The 18,543-nt window shown below is 56.5% G+C and carries 18 protein-coding genes; 10 read left to right on the top strand and 8 right to left on the bottom strand.

Going from position 1 to position 18,543, the window contains the following annotated elements; translation table 11 throughout:
* Nucleotides 1-9 precede the first annotated feature (9 nt).
* A complete protein-coding gene (locus WA411_RS14615) occupies nucleotides 10-771 on the bottom strand; it encodes a GNAT family N-acetyltransferase (RefSeq protein ID WP_291909965.1) in 762 nt (253 codons plus the stop codon).
* A 247-nt stretch (nucleotides 772-1,018) separates the two neighbouring features.
* Here WA411_RS14615 and WA411_RS14610 point away from each other — a divergent pair, with 247 nt between their 5' ends.
* The 3 genes from WA411_RS14610 (at nucleotide 1,019) to glpK (ending at nucleotide 5,138) form a co-directional block, all read left to right on the top strand.
* Nucleotides 1,019-1,756, top strand: coding sequence for a response regulator (locus WA411_RS14610; RefSeq protein ID WP_069184088.1), 738 nt, complete (start codon nucleotides 1,019-1,021; stop codon nucleotides 1,754-1,756).
* A 22-nt stretch (nucleotides 1,757-1,778) separates the two neighbouring features.
* Nucleotides 1,779-3,398 carry an ATP-binding protein gene (locus WA411_RS14605; protein ID WP_227514556.1) on the top strand — a complete coding sequence of 540 codons (1,620 nt, stop codon included), beginning with the start codon at nucleotides 1,779-1,781 and terminating at the stop codon, nucleotides 3,396-3,398.
* Nucleotides 3,399-3,656: 258 nt separating this feature from the next.
* Nucleotides 3,657-5,138 carry a glycerol kinase GlpK gene (gene glpK / locus WA411_RS14600; protein ID WP_136631311.1) on the top strand — a complete coding sequence of 494 codons (1,482 nt, stop codon included), beginning with the start codon at nucleotides 3,657-3,659 and terminating at the stop codon, nucleotides 5,136-5,138.
* A gap of 9 nt (nucleotides 5,139-5,147) precedes the next feature.
* Here glpK and WA411_RS14595 read toward each other — a convergent pair whose 3' ends face one another.
* Both WA411_RS14595 and argF read right to left on the bottom strand, forming a co-directional pair.
* A complete protein-coding gene (locus WA411_RS14595; RefSeq protein WP_136631310.1) occupies nucleotides 5,148-6,221 on the bottom strand; it encodes an ABC transporter ATP-binding protein in 1,074 nt (357 codons plus the stop codon).
* Between the two features lie 3 nt (nucleotides 6,222-6,224).
* Complete coding sequence (gene argF / locus WA411_RS14590) at nucleotides 6,225-7,139, bottom strand: ornithine carbamoyltransferase (RefSeq protein WP_069184091.1); 915 nt, start codon at nucleotides 7,137-7,139, stop codon at nucleotides 6,225-6,227.
* 238 nt (nucleotides 7,140-7,377) lie between these two features.
* On the opposite strand from argF, the gene grxD reads away from it, so the two are divergent.
* Complete coding sequence (grxD, locus tag WA411_RS14585) at nucleotides 7,378-7,704, top strand: Grx4 family monothiol glutaredoxin (protein ID WP_008176261.1); 327 nt, start codon at nucleotides 7,378-7,380, stop codon at nucleotides 7,702-7,704.
* A gap of 12 nt (nucleotides 7,705-7,716) precedes the next feature.
* Here the strand turns inward: grxD and WA411_RS14580 are convergent, their stop codons facing one another.
* From WA411_RS14580 to WA411_RS14560, 5 genes are all read right to left on the bottom strand, one after another.
* Nucleotides 7,717-8,469, bottom strand: coding sequence for an energy transducer TonB family protein (locus WA411_RS14580; RefSeq protein ID WP_291909971.1), 753 nt, complete (start codon nucleotides 8,467-8,469; stop codon nucleotides 7,717-7,719).
* Nucleotides 8,470-8,474: 5 nt separating this feature from the next.
* Entirely contained in the window at nucleotides 8,475-10,706 is a 2,232-nt protein-coding gene (locus WA411_RS14575; RefSeq protein ID WP_291909972.1) for a DUF1631 domain-containing protein, read from the bottom strand.
* 195 nt (nucleotides 10,707-10,901) lie between these two features.
* Nucleotides 10,902-11,504: a Yip1 family protein gene (locus WA411_RS14570; protein WP_069184094.1), complete on the bottom strand. Its 603-nt coding sequence runs from the start codon at nucleotides 11,502-11,504 to the stop codon at nucleotides 10,902-10,904.
* A gap of 158 nt (nucleotides 11,505-11,662) precedes the next feature.
* Complete coding sequence (locus tag WA411_RS14565) at nucleotides 11,663-12,949, bottom strand: HlyC/CorC family transporter (RefSeq protein ID WP_064227101.1); 1,287 nt, start codon at nucleotides 12,947-12,949, stop codon at nucleotides 11,663-11,665.
* An 86-nt stretch (nucleotides 12,950-13,035) separates the two neighbouring features.
* Nucleotides 13,036-13,842, bottom strand: coding sequence for a cytochrome C assembly family protein (locus WA411_RS14560; RefSeq protein WP_291909974.1), 807 nt, complete (start codon nucleotides 13,840-13,842; stop codon nucleotides 13,036-13,038).
* 182 nt (nucleotides 13,843-14,024) lie between these two features.
* Between WA411_RS14560 and ffh the strand changes: the two genes are divergently transcribed.
* From ffh to xerD, 6 genes are all read left to right on the top strand, one after another.
* Nucleotides 14,025-15,416: a signal recognition particle protein gene (gene ffh / locus WA411_RS14555; protein WP_153637256.1), complete on the top strand. Its 1,392-nt coding sequence runs from the start codon at nucleotides 14,025-14,027 to the stop codon at nucleotides 15,414-15,416.
* A gap of 163 nt (nucleotides 15,417-15,579) precedes the next feature.
* A complete protein-coding gene (gene rpsP, locus WA411_RS14550; protein ID WP_069184097.1) occupies nucleotides 15,580-15,819 on the top strand; it encodes a 30S ribosomal protein S16 in 240 nt (79 codons plus the stop codon).
* 27 nt (nucleotides 15,820-15,846) lie between these two features.
* The gene (gene rimM / locus WA411_RS14545) at nucleotides 15,847-16,374 is read left to right on the top strand and encodes a ribosome maturation factor RimM (RefSeq protein WP_222466251.1); all 528 of its coding nucleotides are present in this window, start codon (nucleotides 15,847-15,849) and stop codon (nucleotides 16,372-16,374) included.
* Between the two features lie 3 nt (nucleotides 16,375-16,377).
* Entirely contained in the window at nucleotides 16,378-17,124 is a 747-nt protein-coding gene (gene trmD / locus WA411_RS14540) for a tRNA (guanosine(37)-N1)-methyltransferase TrmD (RefSeq protein WP_069184099.1), read from the top strand.
* A gap of 37 nt (nucleotides 17,125-17,161) precedes the next feature.
* Entirely contained in the window at nucleotides 17,162-17,518 is a 357-nt protein-coding gene (gene rplS / locus WA411_RS14535) for a 50S ribosomal protein L19 (protein ID WP_048495327.1), read from the top strand.
* Nucleotides 17,519-17,627: 109 nt separating this feature from the next.
* Nucleotides 17,628-18,530 (top strand): site-specific tyrosine recombinase XerD, encoded by a 903-nt coding sequence (gene xerD, locus WA411_RS14530; protein WP_291909978.1) that lies wholly within the window; start codon nucleotides 17,628-17,630, stop codon nucleotides 18,528-18,530.
* Nucleotides 18,531-18,543 lie beyond the last annotated feature (13 nt).

Genomic DNA, 18,543 nt, shown 5'->3' with positions numbered 1-18,543 from the left:
TCCCCGATTTCAGGACGCCGTGCGCATGAAATGCCGGCTGTAGCGACCAGCCAGTTTGCTGACTTCCAGCACGACCAGCAGGTCAGCACAGCGAAAATCCAGATCCCAGCAGGGTTCGCCGCAGACCCGGGCGCCCAGGCGCATGTAGGCACGGATCAGGGCGGGGACGTCTACCGGCCGATCGTTGTCCCGGGTGTGGGTCAGGTGCGGCATTGCCCGGAGAGGTTTGACCAGAAAAGCCGGATCGGCCAGATACTCGTTCTGGAGGTGGCGGGCGATGCGCCAGGCTTTCAGTCCTCCGTCCGACATGCCGATGCTCGCGCAGCCGATCATGTAATCTACGCCACGCTCAACGAGGTATTCGGCCACTGCCGACCAGAGCAGGCTGATAGTTGCACCGTTGCGGTAGTCCGGGTGAACACAGGTGCGGCCAAGTTCGGCGATGGTGCCGGGGAGTTTTTCCAGAGCGTTCAGATCGAACTCGCCGGCGGAGTAAAAGCCGCCAACGGCTTTTGTGTCTGCCTGATGCAGGATTCGTGTGGTCGCTACCAGCTCGCCGGAATCCAGGTCGGTGACGATCAGGTGGTCACACACGGTGTCGAACTCGTCGGCGTCGATTCCTGGCGTCTGTGCGCCCAGATCGCTGCCATACTCTTCCGAGAAGACCCGGTAACGCAGTCGCTGGGCCGCCTCCACCTGTATAGGGCACCGGGTCATGTCGGTTTTCAGGCGACGGGCGCTGCGGCGGGCTTTCGCGGTTTGTGTGGTCATGGCGTCGTCTCTTTTGTTTCCATTTCCCGACAAGCCTATGAAGCCGGTATGACACATCGGTGACCACGAGGTGACGTGTCTGTGACACCCGGGAATGAAGTGGCGGTGGTGGGACCCGTGTCACAGGGTGTAACGAAGCAGCGGTTCCATGTATATTTCTGAATAGCATGTATAATTGCTGTTACAGCAGGTTGCCTGTATTGTCGGGTACACAGAATGACCTGAAACCGGAATAACAAAACCAGAGATGGATGGCGTGGAACAGACAAACGAAAGTTGGCGAATTCTGATTGTCGAAGACGACGAGCGGTTGGCGGAATTAACCCGCGAATACCTTGAAAGCAACGGGTTGACTGTCTCCCTGGAAACTCACGGCGGCCCCGCAGTAGAGCGGATCCGTAACGAACAGCCTGATCTGGTGGTGCTGGATCTGATGTTGCCGGGTGAAGACGGGCTGTCTATTTGCCGTAGGGTGCGCCCCTTCTATTCCGGCCCAATCATTATGCTGACCGCCCGCACCGATGATCTGGATCAGGTGCTTGGTCTGGAAATGGGGGCGGATGATTACATCGGCAAACCAGTCAAGCCGCGGGTTCTGCTGGCACGCATACGTGCCATGCTGCGTCGGGTTACCGAGACCGGGCAGGGTGCGGGTGACGAGGCAGGCGGCGAAGAACCGGTGCGTCTCCAGTTCAACGATCTGGTCGTAGACCGCTCCATGCGCGAAGCCTGGTTGAATGATGAAAGCATCGATCTGACCAGTGCCGAATTTGATCTGCTCTGGTTACTGGCGAGCAACGCCGGTCGCGTACTCAGCCGGGAAGAGATCTTCACCGCGTTGCGCGGCATTGAGTACGATGGTCAGGACCGTTCCATTGATGTTCGCGTGTCACGGATTCGTCCCAAAATCGGCGATGACCCCATCCATCCGCGGCGCATCAAGACCGTTCGCAGCAAAGGCTACCTGTTCGTAAAGGAAGCCTGACGATTCAGTCTCTGGAGCCGGTGTGCCCCTCGCCCGCACGCCGGTGTTCCATGCCAGGGTTGGTATCATGCCCCTGAAGTTCTTTCTCAAGCTCTACGCCCGCCTTGCCGGCCTGACTGCGTTGGTGGTCCTGTTATGTGTCCTGCTGTTCACCGGTATCAATACGGTACGCTCGCAGTTCTGGCACGAACGATTTCCTGAGCCCCTGATGCGCTGGTTGGCGACTGCTCCGGCACCCGTTCAACAGTATCATTGGCTTACATCGACGGTAGATCTTCGCGTCGGCGCCCCTTCCCGGTTCAACCTGTCCCCGGTGGCCCTGGAGCGGCTTGGTTACGGCCAGGTGGTTGGTATCGAGAGTGACGTGGGATACCGGGTACTGGTTACCGGGCTTGCCGGGGAGGTTTTGCAACTTCGTCTGAGCGAGCCATACAGGGACGTATCAGAGACCATAGGACTGATCTTCCGATGGCATCTCGATTCAGCCTCGGTGGACGATCGTCTGAATGTTGCCGCTCAGATGGCCCGGTCTCTCAACGTGGAAGTCTACCCTCTGGACGATGCCGACCTGTTACCGGACCCGGACGTTCTGGATCAGGTTGCCGAACGTGGTCTTGCCTTCTATACCGACGATTCGGACGGTTGTGGCCGGGTGATTGTTCAGCTTGCCGATGGCGAGCTGTACCGGATCGATATGCCCCCTGCGTTCAATGCCTGGGCATGGCCGGTTGTCCTGCTGCTGGTGCTGGTGCTGGGTGGGGTGCTGGCTGTCGCCCTGTTCCTCGCACTCCGGGAGGTTGATAGCAATCTCAGAACTGTCGAGTCTGTGGCGGTGCGAATCGCCCGTGGCGAAATGGGTGCCCGGGTCCAGACCGGCGAAGGGACGCTGGTGACGCGTCTGGCCTCGTCATTCAACGGGATGGCCGAGCACATACAGCGCCTGGTACAGGTGCAGCGGGAAATGATCCATGCCGTATCTCACGAATTACGTACCCCGGTGGCCAGGATTCGCTTTGGCGTCCAGATGATTGAAGACTGCCAGGACCAGGCTGCGCTTCAGAAGCAGCTGGATGGCATTGATGGCGATATCCAGGAGCTGGACGAGCTGATCGACGAGATCCTGACCTACGCCCGACTGGAGCAGGGTGGTCCGGTATTTTCGCTTCAGGAAAATTCGGTCACCGATATTGTCCGTCAGGTGGTTTCTGAACAGCAGATGGTTCGGCCCGAGTTGGATATTGAGGGGAACATCGATGAGATCTCCGAGCGTTGGGCGTTGTCGGATATCGAGCCTCGGTACCTGCATCGGGCGATCCAGAATCTGGTGGGCAATGCCGGCCGCTATGCTGCGGGCAAGGTATTGGTAAGTTGCCACTTTGATGAGGACAACTGCCGCATCGACGTTGAGGACGATGGGCCCGGCATTCCCGAGGAAGACTGGGAGAAAGTCTTCACCGCGTTTGCCCGTCTGGATGACAGTCGCACCCGTACTTCCGGAGGTTACGGCCTTGGTTTGTCTATTGTACGCCGCATCCTCTACTGGCATGGGGGCCACGCTTTTGTCAGTAGAAGCGACACGCTTGGGGGCGCAAAATTCAGCCTGGTCTGGCCAAGAAAAAAACCTGTGGACTCAATTGTGTGATGCAGGGCTCATTGCCTCACCTGATGTAACAATGCGACTACACAAGCACTACGGAAGTTTTCCGCTGCCTGATGAATAATCGAAAGCGTAAGGGATGACTTTTGAGGTTGTAGTTCTTACGAACTTTCCTTGTTTCATTCGTCATTTGAGGGCCGGTTTTTCCGGCCCTTTTTTTATGGCTGTTCCCAAATTCCGTATCGGTCACCCTTTACCGGCTGCTCTGCTGTTAGAATCCTCGAAAACAACAGGAGGCCATTCATGACCCGTTATCTGCTTGCCATCGATCAGGGGACAACCAGTTCCCGAGCCATTGTCTTCGACCAAACGGGAAACAGCGTTGCCAGCGATCAGCAGGAATTTCACCAGTATTTCCCCAGAGACGGCTGGGTAGAACACGATGCTCGAGAGATCTGGGACAGCACCCTGGCGGTGTGTCGTGGAGCACTCGAAAAAGCAGGCATCGAAGCCTCAGAACTGGCGGGCATTGGCATCACCAACCAGCGAGAAACAACGGTAATCTGGGACAGGGCAACTGGCGAGCCGATCTACCACGCCATTGTGTGGCAGGATCGACGAACGGCGTCCTGGTGCACCAAGCTGAAATCTGACGGCCATGAGGACATGGTTGTCGACCGTACCGGGCTGTTGATTGATCCTTACTTCTCGGCCACCAAGATAGCCTGGATCCTGGATAACGTGGAAGGCGCGCGGCGTCGGGCTGAATCCGGTGACCTGGCTTTCGGGACCGTGGACAGCTGGCTGCTCTGGAACCTGACCGATGGCAAATCCCACTGTACCGATGCCACCAATGCGTCCAGAACCGCCCTCTTCAATATTCACGAGCAAGACTGGGATGACGACCTTCTGACCCTTTTCCGTGTGCCCCGCCCCCTTTTGCCAGAGGTTTTGGACAGCTCAGCAGATTATGGCACTGCTGAAACGCGGTGGTTAGGTGCTCCGGTGATGATTGCCGGTATTGCTGGAGATCAGCACGCGGCCCTGGTAGGGCAGGCGTGCTTTAGTCCTGGCATGGCCAAAAGCACCTATGGTACCGGTTGCTTCCTTATGCTCAACACCGGCGATGACGCCGTTCGGTCCGAGAACCGGCTGCTGACGACCATGGCCTATCGCCTGAACGGCAAGCCCTGTTACGCGGTGGAGGGCAGCATTTTTGTCGCCGGTGCTGCCATGCAATGGCTGCGGGACGGGCTCAAGTTGATCTCTCACGCCAATGAATCCTCGGCCCACGCGGAGGCAGTCGGAGTCGACAATCCGGTGTACCTGGTCCCGGCGTTTACCGGTCTGGGGGCACCTCATTGGGACCCGCACGCACGCGGCGCCATTATGGGCCTGACCCGGGATACTGGAATTGGCGAGATTGTTACCGCAGGCCTTCAGTCGGTCTGTTATCAGACGAAGGATCTGGTGCGTGCGATTCAGAACGATGGTGCCCGACTTGAATCGCTGCGCGTGGATGGCGGTATGGTGGTGAACGACTGGGTGATGCAGTTTCTGGCCGACATACTGAATGTCACCGTTGATCGGCCCCGGGTAACAGAAACGACCGCTCTTGGCGCGGCCTACCTTGCGGGGCTGCAGACCGGTGTTTTCGATAGTCTTGAACAGATTTCCGGGCTGTGGGAATGCGAGCGGCAGTTCCACCCCGAAATGCGCCCGGCTCTGAGAGAATCGCTTTATGCTGGCTGGCTGGATGCCGTTGAGCGGGTCTGCAACAACTAGTTGGTGGCCTCAGGAGGTGCGTTCGAAGGCGATCAGGTGATCAGCCTCGACTCGCACCGGAACATGCTCGCCCAGATTGAAATCCAGGTGGCTGCGGAACAGGGCCTCGAATTCCGTGTCTTCGGAGCACCGGAAACGGTACAGGGTTGAAGTGCCGGCAAAGGTTTTTTCAACGACCTTTGGCTGCAGATCCGAATCAGGGTCGTGGACAATGTCATCAGGGCGGATCAGCACGTCCACCAGGGTGCCGGGCTCCCATCGGTAGGCCCGGTTACCATGGATCACGCCCAGTTCGGATTCGATAGTGTCCGGCCCGAGGGCGGTGCCCGGGATAAAGCCGCCCTGGCCGACGAAACTGGCCACGAAACGATTCGCCGGTTCATGGTAGAGGTTGTAGGGGACATCCCACTGCTGGATCCTGCCGTTCCGCAACACCGCGACCTGATCGCACATCGCGAAGGCTTCCTGCTGGTCGTGGGTGACCAGGATGGCACTGATGCCCAGAGTCTTGAGAATTTCCCGTACATCCAGGCTCAGGCGCCGGCGCAGATCCGCGTCCAGGTTGGAAAAAGGCTCATCCAGCAGGATCAGGGTCGGTTCGGGTGCCAGGGCGCGTGCCAGAGCAACCCGTTGCTGTTGGCCGCCGGATAGTTCGTGGGGGTAGTTGTCGGCCAGGTCCTGCAGGTGCACAACATTAAGCAGCTCCATGACCTTTTGGCGCTTTTCTGCCTTTTTCAGGTTGCGCAGGCCAAACCCCACGTTGTCAGCAATGGTCAGGTGTGGAAACAGCGCGTAATCCTGAAACACCATGCCGATTCGCCGTTTTTCCGGCGGTAACGTGCGCCCAGGCAGGCTGATGGTCTGTGATTGCAGGCAGATTTCGCCACCGCTGAGCGGGAGAAAACCAGCGAGGGCGCGCAGTATGGTGCTTTTGCCGCAGCCGCTGGGGCCGAGAAGGCAGCCGATGTCGCCATGACTCAGGGCAAAGCTGACGTCCTTGACCACGGAATCCCCGCCGTAACCACAGGACAGGTTATTGACCTCAAGCAGCCAGTCTGCCGGAGATTGCGCGGTTATGCTCATGAATTAGTCCAGACGATTCAGGATGAGAAATTCAAGCAGGGCTTTCTGTGCATGCAGACGGTTTTCGGCCTCGTCCCAGACCACGGACGCGGGGTGTTCCATCATATCGGCGGAGATTTCCTCGCCACGATGGGCAGGCAGACAATGCATGAAGAGCGCATCCTTATCGGCCAGAGCAAGCAGTTCCGGGTTGATCTGATAGCCACTGAATGCTTTTTCGCGAGCCTTCTGCTCGTCTTCCTGGCCCATGGAGGCCCAGACATCGGTTACCAGAAGCTGGGCGTTGCGGGCTGCCTCTGCGGGATCCCGAACGACCTTGACCCGGTCTCCGTGGTCCTTTAGCAGTGCCTCGGCCGGTTCGTAACCTTCGGGGCAGGCAATGTTCAGGTTGAAATCAAACTGGGCGGCAGCGTTGATGTATGAGTGGCACATGTTATTTCCGTCGCCGATCCAGGCCACCGTGGCACCACGGATGCTGCCACGGTGCTCACGATAAGTCTGCATGTCAGCCAGCAGCTGGCAGGGGTGGAAATCGTCGGTCAGGGCATTAATTACCGGGACCCGGGATGCTGCTGCGAACCGCTCCACGGTTTCATGGGCAAAGGTGCGGATCATCACCGCATCCACCATGCTGGATATAACGATAGCGGAGTCTTCAATAGGTTCACCGCGGCCAAGCTGCGTATCCCTGGGCGACAGGAACATTGCGGAGCCACCAAGCTGGGCCATGCCGGCTTCAAAGGACACTCTGGTTCGGGTAGACGATTTCTCGAAGATCATCGCCAGCACCCGGTTTTTCAGGGAGTCCCGAACCTTGCCTTGCCGCCACTCGTTGCGCAATGCCGAGGCATGATCAACCAGGCTTTCCAGCTCGGTGGTTGTCATGTCATTCAATGTCAGAAAATGTCTTGCCGCCATGGGATGGCCCTTATCTCAACGAACCCCGCAGCTGGCGGGATTGCCTGAACGTTGGCTGAAAAAATGGGGCATCAAGTCTAGCCCTTCGAAGCAGGTATGACAACGCTGTAACAGGGCTGGAACTGCAGGCGTTGCGCGAGGTCAAATCAAGGTGTTTGGTGAGGGGTTCGGCACCCGTGTACAATAACGCCAGGAAAATAGCCGTGTGGCAAGACTGTTCCAACAGAGGTAAATGTTCATGGATATCAATGAAACTATCAAAAGCCAGCTCGAAGAGAATCCGATCATCCTTTACATGAAGGGTAGCCCTCAGGCGCCACAGTGTGGATTCTCTGCCAAGACGGTACAGGCAGTGATGGCTTGCGGCGAGCGCTTTGCTTTTGTGAATATCCTGGATAACCAGGAGCTTCGTGAGGCTCTCAAGGTTTACTCCAGCTGGCCGACCTATCCCCAGCTCTATATCAACGGTGAGCTGGTTGGTGGTTGTGACATCGTTCTGGAAATGTCCGAGAGCGGTGAACTGGCCAAGCTTGTAAAAGAGGCCGCGAAGCAGGCAGAAGCCTGATATCGTTGCTGATCAGAGCCGTTTCGGGGTAAATAACAGTTCGACCTCGAAGCGGTTTCGGTTTTCGCCATCTTTCGGTGGCTGGGGGTAGGGGCTCGCTGCCAGAGCCGCCCGATATCCAGCTTCGTCGATAGTCCTGATACCTGTAGAACTCAGCACCTTTGCCCGGGTCAGGGCACCATTTGCCAGCAGTTGCAGTTCCACTTCCATGGCCACTGTCTCGGTCAAATCCCTTAAAGCCGGTACTCTCAGTTTTTCCAGCTCCCGTGCCAGGTGGATGGCCAACTTGACCACGTAAGGGTCCAGTTCGGCCGGCGACTCAGTGATCCGTGTTACCTTCTCGTCTGGATTTTCCGGAGTCGGCTCTGGCTCTGCACCGGCATTGGCGCTGATGCTTTTTTCGGCCGCCGGGCTTTCGGGAGAACGGGTATTAGTCTGCTCACTCGGTGTTGTGGTTTGCGGTTGATTTGTAGTGACAATCTCCGGCTCCGGAGCGGATTCGGGGCGCGGAGGATCAATCTCGAAAGGTGGAATCCTTGATGTGGTCGGGCTCGGGCTGGAGTTCTCAGGCGTATTCGCTGTGGTTTCACGAGCGCCCCGAGGTATCAGCTCGAAACGGACACTGTCCTTATGGGTGACCGCCTGTTCTTCCACGGGGGCCGGGATACCTGACAGCAGCAATGTGTGGAGGAATAGTGCCAGAGATACTGCCAACCCCAGACGGTAAGGAGCCGGCAGGACATGTGGACTGCTTTTTTCAGGCATTGGCGTCAGGCAGTCTTGCTCCGCAGGGTGCCGACGACCGCATCAAGGGCCCGGTCAATCAGCGCCCCCTGCTCAAGCAGGGTCAGCCGGCCGCGCCGCATTTCATGAGCCAGTTCAATTCGGGTTTTCTCAATAACCTTCAGCCCCATCCGGTTCACAAAGACAAAGCAGTCTGCTTCGTCAATGATGGCGGATAGCTTGCACCGGAAATTGGCGCCATTCACGAGACGGAACTCCACCCAGTTGCCGATCTGCAAACCATCTATCTGAACGACATACTCAGACACGGCTGCGTCGTCCAATTCTTGCCGCTTGTTGGTCTGTTTTTGGGAAAGGTTTTCTTCATCCTCGTCGGGTGAAGGTGTCGCATTGGGTCGAGGCTCAATTACTGCATTGGTTCGGAAGGCTTCCGCCAGTTCGTGTTTCAGTTGTCCCATCATTTCATCGAGCTTGGACGAATTGTAGGAAACTTCTTCAAGGCCTGACCTGAGTGATTTCAGCAAGCTTGGAACCACCCGCACCCATTGATCCCTCTCGTCGTCCTCTTGATGGGGGTGCAGGCACCAGATGAGATCATCAACAACCTTTACTGTAGAGTTCCAGCGATGTTCGACATCGTCGCGCAGATAGGCAAGGAAAAGGACACGGCTCCAACCGTTCATCAAAATGTCGTGCACCGGTTGCGGCAATCTATAGCGCGACACCTTCTCTTTCAGCAGGTTGTCGACCGTTTGTTGTGCCGCCTGGGATTTGATACGTCCTCTTTCCGACTCTCGGGTTCGCTGCTCTACAAGTGACGCCTTGCGGTTTTCGCGCTCGAGAAACTCTTCGAACTCCTGATTCAGTTTTTCGAATAGCGAGACGTCACCATCAAACTCGTTGAGAATGCGTTGTACTATGTTGTGAATCTGGTCGTAGAGCTTATCCTTTGATTTTTCGTCACTATTGCTCCAGCCAATCCCTGCACGGGCAAGCGAGTTAAGGAGCCTGCGAGCCGGATGTGTGGAGCGACTGAAAAAGCTCTTGTCCCGAATGACAACCTTAAGGATTGGTATCTGCAGACGACTTATGAGTACCTGTACAGGTGCCGAGAGATTGTAGTCGTCCAGGATGAATTCAAATAGCATGGAGACGAGGTTAATCAGGTCTTCATCGACCTCGTTCAGTGCAGGTTTTCGCCCATCACCATGGTCAGCCTCTTCCTGGAGGAGTTGGTGTACCAACTGCCTGAGGTCTACACTTACAGGTTCTCCATCACTCAGATTGCTCTGGTTCTGCCAGGAAGCGTTGGCAATTGGCAATGCATTAAGCAGGCTTGCTAACTCAGAGTCCCCGATAACTCTCACTGCAGGATCAGATGCTCTTGGGGGTATGCCCGCGTTGGCCCTTTGCAATGCCAGCATCTGGCGAATTTGCTCGAAGACGGCGCTGCTTCCTGCATATTCCTGGCTGCCGTCTCGGGTTGATGTGTCTGCCGTGTCCGGCTCGCCTTTGGCAGAGCTCGCCGTCTTCGCCCCAGAGGCCTCGTGCTGCTTACCGGCTTTCCCGTGATACCTGAAATTCGGAATGATGCCGGCCTGAATCAGTATGCGATTGGCTTCGTCCAGAAGCATGCCCAGATTGGAGACAACGTAGCGGTCAAACTGCTTCAGCAGAATCAGGCGTTCGCGAATCTGGATTTCCAGAGCCTGTATGGCCTCAGTAAAGGCGCTGCAAAGATGTTCAGGTGCCATGGGATTCACCGGTGATTCGTCGGTGGCTTCCGGGTACACCTGGCTGAAGCGGGTCTGGAGTTGAAGCAAGGGGCCCTGAAAGTGCGCTTTCGCCTTGGTGATCATGGCGTTGAGCGCAACCTGCTCTTCCAGGTCGTCATTGCCAACCAGGGAGAGAGTATCTGCGTTGGCCTGCTTGCTCAGGTTTTCCTCTTGAAGCGGGCCGGTATGAGGGGGATTGGCGAAGTACTGGGCTACGGTGTTCTGAAAGTGCCGCTCTACACCCTTCCGTTTGATGCGTATTTCACGCATCGCTTCGAAATACCGGTTTTGTTCATTATTGCTGCGGGCATTGTTGGCCAACTCGAACAGCGAATCGTCGACGGCGTCGAAGGCGCCCTGCAGCAAATCACCGAGTCCGGCGACAACGGTGTCCCGGATGCGGGTGACCTCCGCAGGAACCGGTCTGTTACTTCCGGCTTCCCTGTGCTCGCGGAGGTAATGTATGCCGGACTGCTTGTTCATGGCAGACTCCTGTTTACGCCTCAACCGGATACATGACCGAGCGGGTAATCCTTGAATTCTCGTTATTGGTTAAATTTACCGCATTTTATCCAAAGTTAACATGACCAAACGCTAACGTGAGAGCAAATTCAAAAAAACATGGGGTGCCGGAAAGGCACCCTCATGCAGCTTGCTGACTTGCCTATGAGTTTTCTTTCAACTCACATAGACCGGGCCGATACCCATGCTCCAGATGACGACGCTGATGGCAAGCAGAGCGACAAACATTACCAGACCCACAGTCAGGACTGATGAGGCAAACATGAAGCCCTTTTCCGCGGGTATTTTCATCAGGATAGGTAGGCCTTCGTAAAGCAGGTAGACTGCATAGGCAACAGCTACCAGGCCTGCCAGCATGTTCACCCAGATGTTCGGGTAAGCGGCAATGACTCCGATCAGGAAAATGGGGGTCGCTGTGTAGGCGGCCAGGGTCACGCCTCTGGGCGTTCGCTCCGATGCGTCATAAGTGGCTGCAAAGAAATCAATGAACTTGCCCAGCACAAAGATGCCGGCAAGCATGGCCCCATAAAAAAGCAACGATAGCTGTAGCGCACTCGTCACCGACAACTTCGTAATCTGGCCGTCACCAATCTGCCAGCCTACCTGGGTTGTTCCTATGAAACCGGCAACCGCTGGAATCAGTGCCAATAACAGGATATGGCCGGCGTATAGCTTTGTGACGGACTCGGATTCATTGCGGATCGCTTCCCACTCCTGGTCAGGATGGGCGAGCAGGCCAAACGTGTGTGTCAGACTCATGGACGTATTCCTTGTGATTGTTTTTGTTTCGCACGCTCCTTCAGTGTTGGTGGGGGATCAACGGGGGTCAAGCTGGCGGTTAAATTTTGATCTTTCTAGAATGTGGGGCGCTATAACCGAAGAGTCTATAGCGCCATCCGGAGGGAGGTTTCAGGGGGTTACTGTTTCAGTGACAGTGAGCGCTTTTTGCGTTTTTTCGGGTGCACAATGGCTGCTTTCACGACGTTGTCCTTGATTTGAAGAACCTCCACCCGGTGGCCGTCCACTTTCAGGCAAACGTTGGTGTCGGGGATGTTCTCAAGGGTTTCTGTGATCAGGCCATTGAGCGTTTTCGGCCCGTCCGTGGGGAGTTTCCAGCCCAGTGTCTTGTTGATCGTGCGCACCGCAGAGGTGCCATCGATAATAAAGGTTCCGTTGTCCTGCGGGATAATGTCCGGGCTGGTGGCAGCGTAGTCCGTCGTGAAGTCGCCGACGATTTCTTCAAGTATGTCCTCAAGGGTTGCCAGACCCAGCACGTCGCCGTACTCGTCTACGACAACGCCAAACCTGCGCCGACCCTTCTGGAAGTTGATCAACTGGGTGTTCAGGGGCGTGCTTTCCGGAATGAAATAGGGCTCCTGGCAAAGCTGCATGATCATGGCCTTGTTGATCTCGTCCTGCTGAAGCAGCTTCGAAGCGCTGCGCAGGTGCAGTATGCCCTGAATGTTATTGATGTCGCCCTTGTAAACCGGAAGCCGCGTGTGTTGGCTGCTGCGCAACTGTCGCAGGATCGTGTCGGTGTCATCTTCCAGGTCGATACCGACCACCTCATTGCGCGGCACCATGATGTCATTTACGGTCACTTTCTCCAGATCCAGAATGCTGACAAGCATGTCCTTATGTTTGGCTGGTATCAGGGCTCCGGCCTCGTTCACCAGGGTTCGGAGTTCTTCCCGGCTAAGGTGGTCGTTGGCGGCGTCGGCGGCGGAAACCCCCAAAAGTTTCAGTATGCCGCCGGTAAACAGATTTACGGCCCAGACGATGGGATAGAGGATTTTGAGCAGTGGCCCAAGTATGTAGCTGGCTGGAAAGGCGATTTTCTCGGGAAACAGCGCCGCCAGGGTTTTCGGGGTGACTTCCGCGAAGATCAGAATCACGATTGTCAGCAGTATGGTGGCGATGGCGATGCCGGCATCGCCCCAGACGCGAATGGCAATAACGGTTGCGATCGACGATGCAAAGATGTTGACGAAATTGTTGCCAATCAGAATTACGCCGATCAACTGGTCAGTGCGTTGCAGCAAACCCTGGGCGCGCTTGGCACCTTTATGGCCCGTTTTGGCCATGTGTTTCAGGCGGTATCGGTTCAGGGACATCATCCCGGTTTCAGAGCTTGAGAAGAAACCGGAGAGCAGGATCAGTCCGACCAGGAGGATAAACAGCGCGGTAAGCGATGTTTCGTTCAAAAGAGGTGTCCTTATATTGCTGACAAGTAGCGAAAATAGGGTTTTGGCGAGTGTTGTGTCAAGAGAATACCGGGGGCTCCAGGTGGTCAGCCGCCGCGCTGGAAGATCAGCTCCAGCACAAACTTGCTGCCGTAAAAGGCCAGCATCAGCAGTGCGCAGCCTGCGAGTGTCCATCGGCTCGCAGTAATGCCGCGCCAGCCTTTTGTGTAACGGCCGACTAGTAGCGCCACGAAAACCAGAAGGGAGAGAATCGAGAACAGGGTCTTGTGAGCGAGGTTCTGGGCAAAAAGATCTTCTATAAAGATGGCGCCGGTCACTATTGCCAGGATCAGCATGACAACGCCTGCCCAGACCATTTCAAACAGCAGGGACTCCATGGTCTGCAAAGGTGGCAGGTTACGAACCAGCAGGCTGTTGTAGTTGTGCTTTAGTTGGCGATTCTGGAAATAAAGAAGGACTGCCTGGATGGCCGCCAGGCTGAAGAGGCTGTAGGCTGTCACCGAAAGTGCGATGTGGGAGAGCATGCCATAGCTTTGTTCCGACACCAGTCTCGAGGGGCCGTGCGTAACAAGAGCAAGAATGATGGTGAGGCCTGCCAGGGGGTAGACACCCAGGAACAGGCTCTGCACTGGCTTTTTAAGGTTGAGGCCAAGCAACAGAAACACGATCAGCCAGGAAATCAGGACCGAGCTTTTAAAAAAGCTGAAGTCGAAACCTCCGTCGTGGTGGACCGTCTGACCAATCAGAAGTCCGTGGCTGGTAAGTGCGAGAACGCCGATCAGGGTGGTAATGGCGATATTGCTCTGGACCCGGCCCCTGAAATGCAGGGCCTGCAGCGCGGTACCGACGCTGTAAAGAAAAAGAGAGGTGACCGCGAGAATCAGCGTTCCCATGACTTCCTTATTAACCACTGTTCTGACTGGGGATCGGCGCAGGTTTCGGCCGATTTGACCGGGCTGGTCGTTTCAGGGCGATAGTCTGGTTATAATGTCGCGATTATGCAACTGGAATCAAGGAGTCGTCGCCGGCTCTGCCGATTCACGCACTCAATTTATCCGAGGTACGGAAGAGCAACATGTTTGAGAACCTCCAAGACCGACTTTCCGGCAGTCTGCGCAAGATTTCCGGCCAGGCGCGCCTCACTGATGACAATATAAAGGACACCCTTCGGGAAGTGCGGATGGCGCTGCTGGAGGCAGACGTCGCCCTGCCAGTTGTGAAGGACTTTGTCGAGGGCGTCCGCAAGCGTGCTATTGGTCAGGAGGTTCAGCGCAGTCTGACGCCAGGCCAGGTCTTTGTGAAAGTAGTCCAGCAGGAGCTGGAGCGGGTAATGGGCGAGGGCAACGAGTCCCTCAACCTGAATGTCCAGCCGCCGGCGGTGGTCATGATGGCCGGTCTCCAGGGTGCAGGTAAAACCACGACCGTCGCCAAGCTGTCCCGTTTCCTTAAGGAGCGACAGAAGAAATCCGTGCTTGTGGTCAGTGCAGACGTATATCGTCCTGCCGCGATCCGCCAGCTTGAAACTCTCGCTGGCGATGTTGGTGTAGATTTTTTCCCGAGCAGTGCGGATCAGGACCCCGTGGATATTGCCGAGGGCGCCATCGCAGCGGCCAGGAAAAAGCACATTGATGTGGTGATTCTTGATACCGCCGGTCGGCTGCATGTCGATGAACAGATGATGGGCGAAATCGGCAGGTTGCATAAGGCGGTCAACCCGGTTGAGACCCTGTTTGTGGTTGACGCCATGACCGGCCAGGATGCGGCCAACACCGCCAAGGCATTTAATGATGCTCTGCCGCTGACGGGTGTGGTGCTAACCAAAACCGATGGCGATGCCCGTGGCGGCGCCGCCCTGTCTGTTCGCCACATCACCGGAAAGCCAATCAAGTTCCTGGGTGTCGGTGAAAAGTCCGACGCCCTTGAGCCGTTCTATCCGGATCGTGTCGCGTCCCGGATCCTTGGTATGGGCGACGTGCTTTCGCTGATCGAAGAGGCGGAGCGCAAGCTCGACCAGAAAAAGGCCCAGAAGCTCACCAAGAAAATCAAGAAGGGCAAGAGTTTTGACCTGGAGGATTTTCGCGATCAGCTGCAGCAGATGAAGAATATGGGTGGCATCGGTGGTCTGCTCGACAAGCTGCCGGGCATGGGGCAGATGGCTCAGATGGCGCAACAACAGGTGAATGACAAGTCCATGGGGCAGATGGAAGCCATCATCTGTTCGATGACACCTAAAGAGCGCCGTTATCCGGATGTGATCAACAATTCCCGCAAGCGTCGGATTGCCACCGGGTCCGGAACCCAGATCCAGGATGTGAATCGTCTTCTTAAACAGCATAAGCAAATGCAGAAGATGATGAAAAAGTTTGGCAAGAAGGGCGGCATGGCGAATATGATGCGCGGCATGGGTGGCATGATGCCCCCGGGCGGCGGTGGAGGCGGCGGTATGCCTCCGTTTGGCCGTATGTAAAAAGCCTTACATGGAAAACGGGGAAACAACCGGTTTTGCTGTTTTCTTTGGCGCTTTTTTAGCATAGAATAGCGCCCCTTTCGAGTATGGGTCTTCGCGTCAGCTGGTCTTCAGCAGGCGTGAATCGTACAAAGTTCGTACAACAGAACAGGATATTGGTTAAATGGTAACAATCCGTTTGGCTCGTGGTGGCTCCAAGAAGCGCCCGTTCTACCATCTGACAGTCACCGACAGCCGCAAGTCCCGCGACGGTCGTTTCATTGAGCGCGTTGGCTTCTTTAACCCGGTCGCCCGCGGCCAGGAAGAGCGCCTGCGTGTTGATCGTGACCGTGTTGAATTTTGGCTCGGTCAGGGCGCACAGACCAGTGAGCGCGTTGCACAGCTGTTGAAGGCTGCTGAGTAAGACAGCACTGACGCCGGGGTTTATGGCATGACACAGAATTCGCAGGAAACTGTGATCGGCCGGATTACCTCGGTGTTTGGGGTCAAGGGGTGGCTTAAAGTCTTCTCTTACACTGACCCCAAGGAAGGAATACTGAACTATCCCGAGTGGACGCTCGATCTGGATGGCAAACGTATTCCGGCCAAGCTTGAGGAGGGCCGCCGCCAGGGGCAGGGGATCGTCGTCAGGCTTAAAGGTATCAATGACCGTGATCTGGCTCGCACATACTGCGGTGCCGAGGTCAGGGTCTCGACAGCTGAGTTGCCGGAACTCCCTGAAGGCGAGTTTTACTGGTTTCAGTTGGAGGGCCTTGATGTGTATACGGTCGATGATGAGTGCCTTGGTAAAGTGCACCATCTCATGGAAACCGGGTCCAACGATGTTCTGGTGGTACAAGCTACGGCAGGTTCCATCGATCAACGTGAGCGTCTGATTCCGTATCTGCCGGGCGAAGTTGTCCAGAATGTTGATCTGGATTCAAAGCGCATGGTGGTGGACTGGGATCCGGAGTTCTGACGGGTGTGGATTGGCGCAGTCAGTCTGTTCCCGGAAATGTTCGGTGCGGTAACGGATTACGGGATCACGGGAAGGGCAGTCCGGGATGGTCTTCTGACCTTCCAAAGCTGGAATCCCCGTGAATTCACCCATGATCGGCATCGCACGGTAGACGACAGGCCCTATGGGGGCGGCCCTGGCATGCTGATGAAAATTCAGCCGCTCCGGGACGCGATCCGTGCGGCGCGGGAAGCAGCACCCGGCAAACCCTGTGTGGTTTATCTCTCGCCCCAGGGCGAGACTCTGGATCAGTCTGTTGTGGAGTCGCTGGCTGCTGAGCAGCAACTGATTCTGGTGGCTGGCCGGTACGAGGGTGTTGATGAGCGCCTGATAGCGACGGAAGTCGATCGGGAAGTGTCACTGGGTGATTTTGTGCTTTCCGGTGGCGAATTGGCAGCCATGGCTGTCATTGATGCGGTTACACGCCTCATCCCCGGAGCGCTGGGTCATGCGCAGTCGGCAGAGCAGGATTCTTTCGCCGACGGTTTGCTGGATTGTCCGCACTACACCCGGCCCGAAGTTTACGAAGGTCAGGCGGTGCCGGATGTTTTATTGGGCGGTCACCATGATCAGATCCGGCGTTGGCGGCTGAAACAGTCGCTGAGGCGAACCCGGGAGCGACGCCCCGACCTGCTGGAAAGGCGGGTGTTTACGGACGAAGAGCGTGAGCTGCTGGAAGAGATTTTGAACGAACCGGGTGCCTCTGAATGATCAGGGCATTAACAGATTGGGTATCAGGAGCATTACGATGAGCGGCAAGAACAACATCATCAGTCAACTTGAAGCAGAACAGATGACCAAGGAAATCCCTGCGTTTGCGCCGGGCGACACCGTGGTCGTTCAGGTTCGCGTAACCGAGGGTAACCGTGAGCGTCTGCAGGCGTTCGAGGGTGTTGTCATCGGCAAGCGTAACCGCGGCATGAATTCCTCCTTCACCGTGCGTAAGATCTCTTACGGTGTTGGTGTTGAGCGTACCTTCCAGAGCTTCTCCAAGCTGATCGACAGCATCAGCGTGAAGCGTCGTGGCGATGTTCGCCAGGCCAAGCTCTACTACCTGCGCGACCTGTCCGGTAAGGCGGCTCGCATCAAGGAAAAGCTGGGCTGATCAGCAAGGCGCTGAATCGCAGGCAGAAAAAGGCAGCCAAGGGCTGCCTTTTTTGTGTCTGGGGTTCCGCTATCCTTGCCATAGACCGTTCGAAGTCCGGGAGCTTGCCATGAAAGCGGAAGATGAATCACTGATTGTGCGGTTCGTTGATGCCATCTGGCTGGAGGATGGGCTTGGCGAAAAGACGCGGCAGGCCTACCGAAGTGATTTGTCGCGATTGGCGGAATGGCTGGAAAGCCAGCCCGGTAAGCCCTCGCTGGCGGATGTTCGCCGAGCCGACCTTCTGGCCTGGATGTCGCGGGGGTTGGCCGAAGGAGTCAAGAGCTCCACAGCAGCCCGGCGGCTGTCCGGGCTGCGGCGCTTTTACCGCTTTCTGCTGCGCGAAGGGCTGATCGCTGAAGATCCGACCCTCAGGATCGACAGCCCGAGGTTACCCCGACGTCTTCCGGATTCTCTGACTGAGGAAGAGGTGGATGCACTGCTTTCCGAACCGGACCCGAATATTGCCATCGAACTTCGGGACAAAGCCATGCTCGAGATACTTTATGGTTGTGGTCTGAGGGTCTCCGAGCTGACAGAGTTGCGGGTTGATCAGGTAAACCTGCGCCAGGGCGTCATTCGGATCACCGGCAAGGGTGACAAGGAGCGACTTGTGCCCCTGGGAGAGGAGGCGGTGGACTGGCTGCTGAAGTACATGAAGAGTGCCCGCCCGGAGCTTCTGAAAGGCCGCTCCTGTGATGCGCTGTTTCCCGGCAATCGGGCGGCGGCGATGACCCGCCAGACATTCTGGCACCGCATCAAGCATTACGCCGTGCGGGTTGGTATTCGCAAGCATCTGTCCCCCCACACGCTCAGGCATGCCTTTGCCACGCATCTGCTCAATCATGGCGCGGATCTGCGGGTTGTCCAGATGCTTCTTGGGCACTCGGACCTGTCAACGACCCAGATCTATACCCATGTGGCTCGTCAGCGGCTTCAGTCGCTGCATCAGGCTCATCATCCCAGGGGGTGACAGGCCGACTGGT

This window comes from Marinobacter sp. CH_CUG1437-1, from assembly GCF_037029655.1.
Classification (GTDB): domain Bacteria; phylum Pseudomonadota; class Gammaproteobacteria; order Pseudomonadales; family Oleiphilaceae; genus Marinobacter; species Marinobacter salsuginis.
The sequence above is the reverse complement of the archived record's forward strand: the minus strand, read 5'-3'. Positions and strand labels throughout refer to the sequence as shown.